This window comes from Pedobacter sp. (genome assembly GCF_035566355.1).
GTDB lineage: Bacteria > Bacteroidota > Bacteroidia > Sphingobacteriales > Sphingobacteriaceae > Pedobacter.
On the sequence record NZ_DATMRL010000215.1, the window covers coordinates 1 to 4,875 of the forward strand.

6 protein-coding genes are annotated in these 4,875 nt (G+C 42.2%); 2 read left to right on the top strand and 4 right to left on the bottom strand.

Annotated elements, in window-relative coordinates:
* The 3 genes from VNZ46_RS08245 to VNZ46_RS08255 form a co-directional block, all read right to left on the bottom strand.
* The coding region (locus VNZ46_RS08245; RefSeq protein ID WP_325559607.1) for a Nif3-like dinuclear metal center hexameric protein at positions 1-246 on the bottom strand (246 nt) is incomplete at its 3' end.
* 98 nt (positions 247-344) lie between these two features.
* The gene (locus VNZ46_RS08250; protein WP_108551377.1) at positions 345-704 is read right to left on the bottom strand and encodes a TM2 domain-containing protein; all 360 of its coding nucleotides are present in this window, start codon (positions 702-704) and stop codon (positions 345-347) included.
* Positions 697-1,041 (bottom strand): DUF2752 domain-containing protein, encoded by a 345-nt coding sequence (locus VNZ46_RS08255; RefSeq protein WP_233260686.1) that lies wholly within the window; start codon positions 1,039-1,041, stop codon positions 697-699. The genes VNZ46_RS08250 and VNZ46_RS08255 overlap by 8 nt, the downstream gene beginning before the upstream one ends.
* A 64-nt stretch (positions 1,042-1,105) precedes the next feature.
* Here VNZ46_RS08255 and mfd point away from each other — a divergent pair, with 64 nt between their 5' ends.
* Together mfd and VNZ46_RS08265 are read left to right on the top strand one after the other, a co-directional pair.
* Positions 1,106-4,447: a transcription-repair coupling factor gene (gene mfd, locus VNZ46_RS08260; RefSeq protein WP_325559608.1), complete on the top strand. Its 3,342-nt coding sequence runs from the start codon at positions 1,106-1,108 to the stop codon at positions 4,445-4,447.
* Positions 4,448-4,461: 14 nt separating this feature from the next.
* Positions 4,462-4,683, top strand: coding sequence for a DUF3820 family protein (locus tag VNZ46_RS08265; RefSeq protein WP_133779050.1), 222 nt, complete (start codon positions 4,462-4,464; stop codon positions 4,681-4,683).
* Here the strand turns inward: VNZ46_RS08265 and VNZ46_RS08270 are convergent.
* Positions 4,680-4,875 (bottom strand): phosphatidate cytidylyltransferase (locus VNZ46_RS08270; RefSeq protein ID WP_325559609.1); only part of this gene is annotated, 196 nt, incomplete at its 5' end. The two genes, VNZ46_RS08265 and VNZ46_RS08270, sit on opposite strands and share 4 nt — an antisense overlap.

A 4,875-nucleotide genomic window follows, 5' to 3' on the forward strand; every position in this document is an offset into this window, starting at 1 on the left:
TTCGATATAGTTTTTCCCGTTTAATTTTTTTAAACCCTTAAATACAATAGGGTGATGGGTAATGATCAGATTGCAGTTGTGAACAATGGCCTCATCCACAATTTCTTCTGTACAATCCAGGGCCACCAGCGCGCCGGTAACTTCCTGATTACCATCTCCAACTATCAGACCTGAATTGTCATAATCCTCCTGGTAATTTAAAGGCGCATAGCCTTCCAGAAACCTGGTTAAAACAGCTAATTTCATAAAGAGTAAATTTACGACATCGGGAACAGAATCTCTCTCTTTAAATTAAAAAAGCCGCTGCAAAAATTTGCAACGGCCTTGGATCCATTTGGTGTGTGTTATTTTAAAGTACCCATTTTTATCATTTGCAGACTTTCAAAGACCATTCGCTGGTTATATTCAAAAGCCAGGTTCTTGTGGTTGATCAGGTCAATGATGGTACCGATGGCACAAAGACCATAAGTAAAGAAATACAAGATACCCATCCCGATCTGATTCACCAGAAAGCGAGGCAGTCCTGGTACAAAAAAACCAAGTATACAGTACAGGATCATATCGTCAGGATTCCTTCTTTTACTGCTGTAGATCATCAAAAATCCTTTCAACTGCTGTTCACTAAAGCCCGTAGTTGCCGACTGCAAGTAGGAGTATTCCTGTGGCGTGATGCCCGGAAGCATCATAAATGGTGAATCAAACATAATCTTTCTCCTTATTCTTTAAATTAATTCTTTTTTTATCATTCCAACTCAGTTTTATAAGAACGCCTATCCGGTAAAAGATGAGCAGGGTTGCCGGTATTCCAAACCAGTGCATTTCTATACTCTCTTTCAAATGACCGTGAAACAACTGCGTGATCGATCTTCCAAGTCCGCATCCCGGACACCATTTTATACCCATATTTGCCAAAGGACAAAAGGTAAAATGATCTCCCGAAAGGTGACTGTGCGGCTGCGCAGTTGCCAGCAGAATCATTGCCACCAACCAGAAGGTCAGCTCCAATGGAATTTGCTGCAGCATTTTCACAATTCTTTTCATTTTAGAGTAAATAATAGACTCATTGTTACAAGATAGCTATCTAATAAAATCTTACCTTTGTGTTGTGAACATCCGCGACCTGATCAACAGATACAAGACAGATGAACGCATTGTTGCATTGGCAAAGGCCCTCAACGGCCCTAAAGGTAATAAAATTCAGCTAAAAGGTTTAGTTGGTTCTGCCGATGCGACAGTTGCAGCAACTGCCTATTTTTTACTTCATAAGCCCCAGTTATTCATATTACCGGACCGTGAAGAGGCTTCCTATTTCCTCTCTGACCTTGAAAACATTCTGGATAAAGAGGTCCTTCTTTTTCCTTCTTCTTTCAGAAAAGCATTCGATTTTACACAAATCGATACCGCTAATGTTCTGGGAAGGGCAGAAGTACTGAATGAACTGAACCACAATTCAGAATTTGGCAAAATCGTAGTCACCTACCCGGAAGCCCTTGCAGAAAAGGTTATTGACCGTTCTGTACTGGAAAAAAACACCCTGGAAATCAGTGTCAATACAAAACTCGGTATAGATTTTATCAATGAATTCCTGATAGATTACGATTTTCAGCGCACAGACTTTGTTTATGAACCTGGTCAGTTTTCTATCAGAGGTGGTATTGTAGATATTTTTTCCTTTTCTCACGATCTTCCTTACCGGATTGAGTTCTTTGGAGACCTGGTAGAAAGCATTCGTACCTTTGAAATTGAAAGTCAGTTATCTGTGGAAGACGTTAAAACCTTAACGATCATCCCTAATGTACAATCCAAATACCTGACAGAAAACAACATCAGTCTGCTCGACTATATTGAAAAAGATACTCAGCTTTGGTTTAAAGATGTCGAATTTACCCTGGATATCGTTAAAAGTGGCTATAAAAAAGCAGTGGAGCTCTGGAAGGCCCTTCCGGCAAAGGATAAAACCCAAAACCCGGAATGGATAGATCCTAAATTTGGATTTACAGATGAGAAAATGCTTGCCGATATCCTCCAGGACTTCCATCTTGTTGAATTTGGTAAACAGTTTTTTTACAAGACCGATCATGTTTTCGCCTTTGAGACCAAGCCGCAACCCTCTTTCAACAAAGACTTTAACCTCCTGATCCATAACCTCAAAGAAAACGAAAAGGAGGGAACCCATAACTTTATTTTCAGCTCTTCTCCAAAACAGACTGAAAGATTATATGCCATTTTAGACGACATTGACAAGACTGCAAAATTTACCCCAGTCAATATCCCGCTGAGGGAGGGATTTATAGACCCGCAGCAACACCTCGCTTTTTATACAGATCACCAGATCTTTGACCGCTTCTATAAATACAAACTTAAGCGTGGTTATCAGCGCAGCCAGGCCATCACGCTCAAAGAACTCCGGGACTTGAAACCTGGCGATTTTGTAACCCATATCGACCATGGTATCGGTAAATATGCTGGTCTGGAGAAGGTGGAAGTGAACGGTAAAACACAGGAAATGATCCGGCTTGTCTACGCAGATAATGACTTGCTGTACGTGAACATCAATTCCCTGAACCGGATTGCCAAATACAGCGGCAAAGATGCCACCCCACCCAAAATGAATAAGTTGGGTACCGAAGCCTGGGATAAGCTTAAAAAAACCACTAAAAAAAAAGTTAAGGACATCGCCCGGGATTTAATTAAACTTTATGCCTTAAGAAAAGCCCAGGTCGGAACTGCTTTTGCACCCGATGGCTATCTGGAAACCGAACTGGAAGCCTCCTTTATTTATGAGGATACCCCGGATCAGGAAAAAGCCACCCTGGATGTCAAAAAAGACATGGAAGCCCCACATCCGATGGATCGTCTGGTTTGCGGAGACGTTGGTTTCGGAAAGACAGAAATTGCAGTAAGAGCTGCTTTCAAGGCCGTTGCCAATGGAAAACAGGCAGCGATATTGGTTCCGACCACGATTCTGGCCACACAGCATTTCAAAACCTTTTCACAGCGTTTAAAAGACTTTCCTTGTACCGTTGATGTCATCAACCGTTTCAGGACCAATAAACAGATTAAAGAAACCTTGTCCAAACTGGCTGAAGGTAAAGTCGATATTGTTATTGGTACGCACCGTCTGCTCAGTAAAGATGTCAAATTCAAAGATCTGGGTATTATGATCATAGATGAGGAACAGAAATTTGGCGTATCCTCTAAAGAAAAACTAAGGGCTTTAAGGGTAAACGTAGATACCCTTACCCTAACTGCAACCCCGATTCCAAGAACGCTTCACTTCTCTTTAATGGGTGCAAGAGATCTTTCCATCATCAATACCCCTCCGCCTAACCGCCAGGGTGTAAACACGGAACTTCATGTCTTTAATGATAAATTGATCCAGGAAGCTGTACAATTTGAACTGGACCGTGGTGGTCAGGTATTCTTTATCCATAACCGGGTAAAAGACCTGATGCAACTGGGTGGCCTGATCCAGACACTGGTTCCAAAAGCAAGAATTGGAATTGCACACGGACAACTGGACGGAGATGCCCTGGAAGATGTGATGCTGGATTTCATCAATGGTGAAAAAGATGTACTCGTGGCCACCACCATTATTGAGGCCGGACTGGATATTCCAAATGCCAATACCATCATCATCAACCATGCCCATATGTTTGGTCTGAGCGATCTTCATCAAATGCGGGGCAGGGTAGGACGTTCCAATAAAAAAGCTTTCTGCTATCTGCTCAGTCCTCCTTTGTCTACTCTGACTTCTGAAGCCCGCAAACGTCTCAGCGCTATAGAAGAGTTTTCGGACCTTGGGAGCGGATTTAACATTGCCATGAGGGATTTAGACATCCGTGGCAGCGGAAACCTCTTAGGCGCAGAGCAAAGTGGCTTTATAGCAGAAATAGGTTTTGATATGTACCATAAAATACTGGATGAGGCCATTCAGGAACTTAAGGAAGATGAATTCAAAGACTTGTTCAAAGATGAACCCCAACGCCCTTTTGTCAGTTTCACCCAGCTGGATACAGACCTGGAATTGTACATTCCGGATGACTATGTAACCAATATAACAGAAAGATATAACCTCTACACAGAACTCTCCAAAATAGAAAACGAACAGCAACTGAAAGCTTTTGAAGCCAGTTTGAAAGACCGTTTTGGCCCTGTTCCAAAGGCCGTTCAGACCATGCTCAATGCCTTGCGTTTACAATGGGTGGCTAAGAAACTCGGCTTTGAGAAACTTACCTTTAAAAAAGGCGTAGTGCGGGGTTATTTCATTGCAGACAAACAATCTTCTTTCTTTGATTCACATATGTTCAATAAAATATTGCACTTTGCACAAATGCATCCCCGCCTGTGTAATCTGAAAGAAGTCAAAGATTCGCTGCGGATTGCCTTTGATAATTTAAATACCGTTGACGAGGCTGTAGAAATGCTGGAAATGGTTGCACAATAAGCCCTTACACCTCTATGAACCCACAACTTTTAAAAGACCTGGTCACTATGCAAATGCCTTTTGGCAAATACAAGGGCCGTATCCTTTGCGATTTGCCAGAGTCTTATCTGATCTGGTTCCAGAATGAAGGTTACCCACCAGGCAAGCTGGGCCAACTCCTCGGAACCCTTTATGAGATCAAACTCAACGGTCTGGAATATCTTTTAAAGCCTTTAAGAGAAGGAAAAAGATATTAGTTCAAGACCAGATACAGGTAAGTAAAAACAATTGGTGCAGCAATTAAAAGCCCGTCAAAGCGGTCCAAAACACCTCCATGACCAGGCAGCAGTGTCCCTGAATCTTTTACATCCAGGCTTCTTTTCAGCATAGATTCAACCAGGTCTCCCAAGGTACCAAAAGAAACCACCAATACCGCCATGCCTACCCAA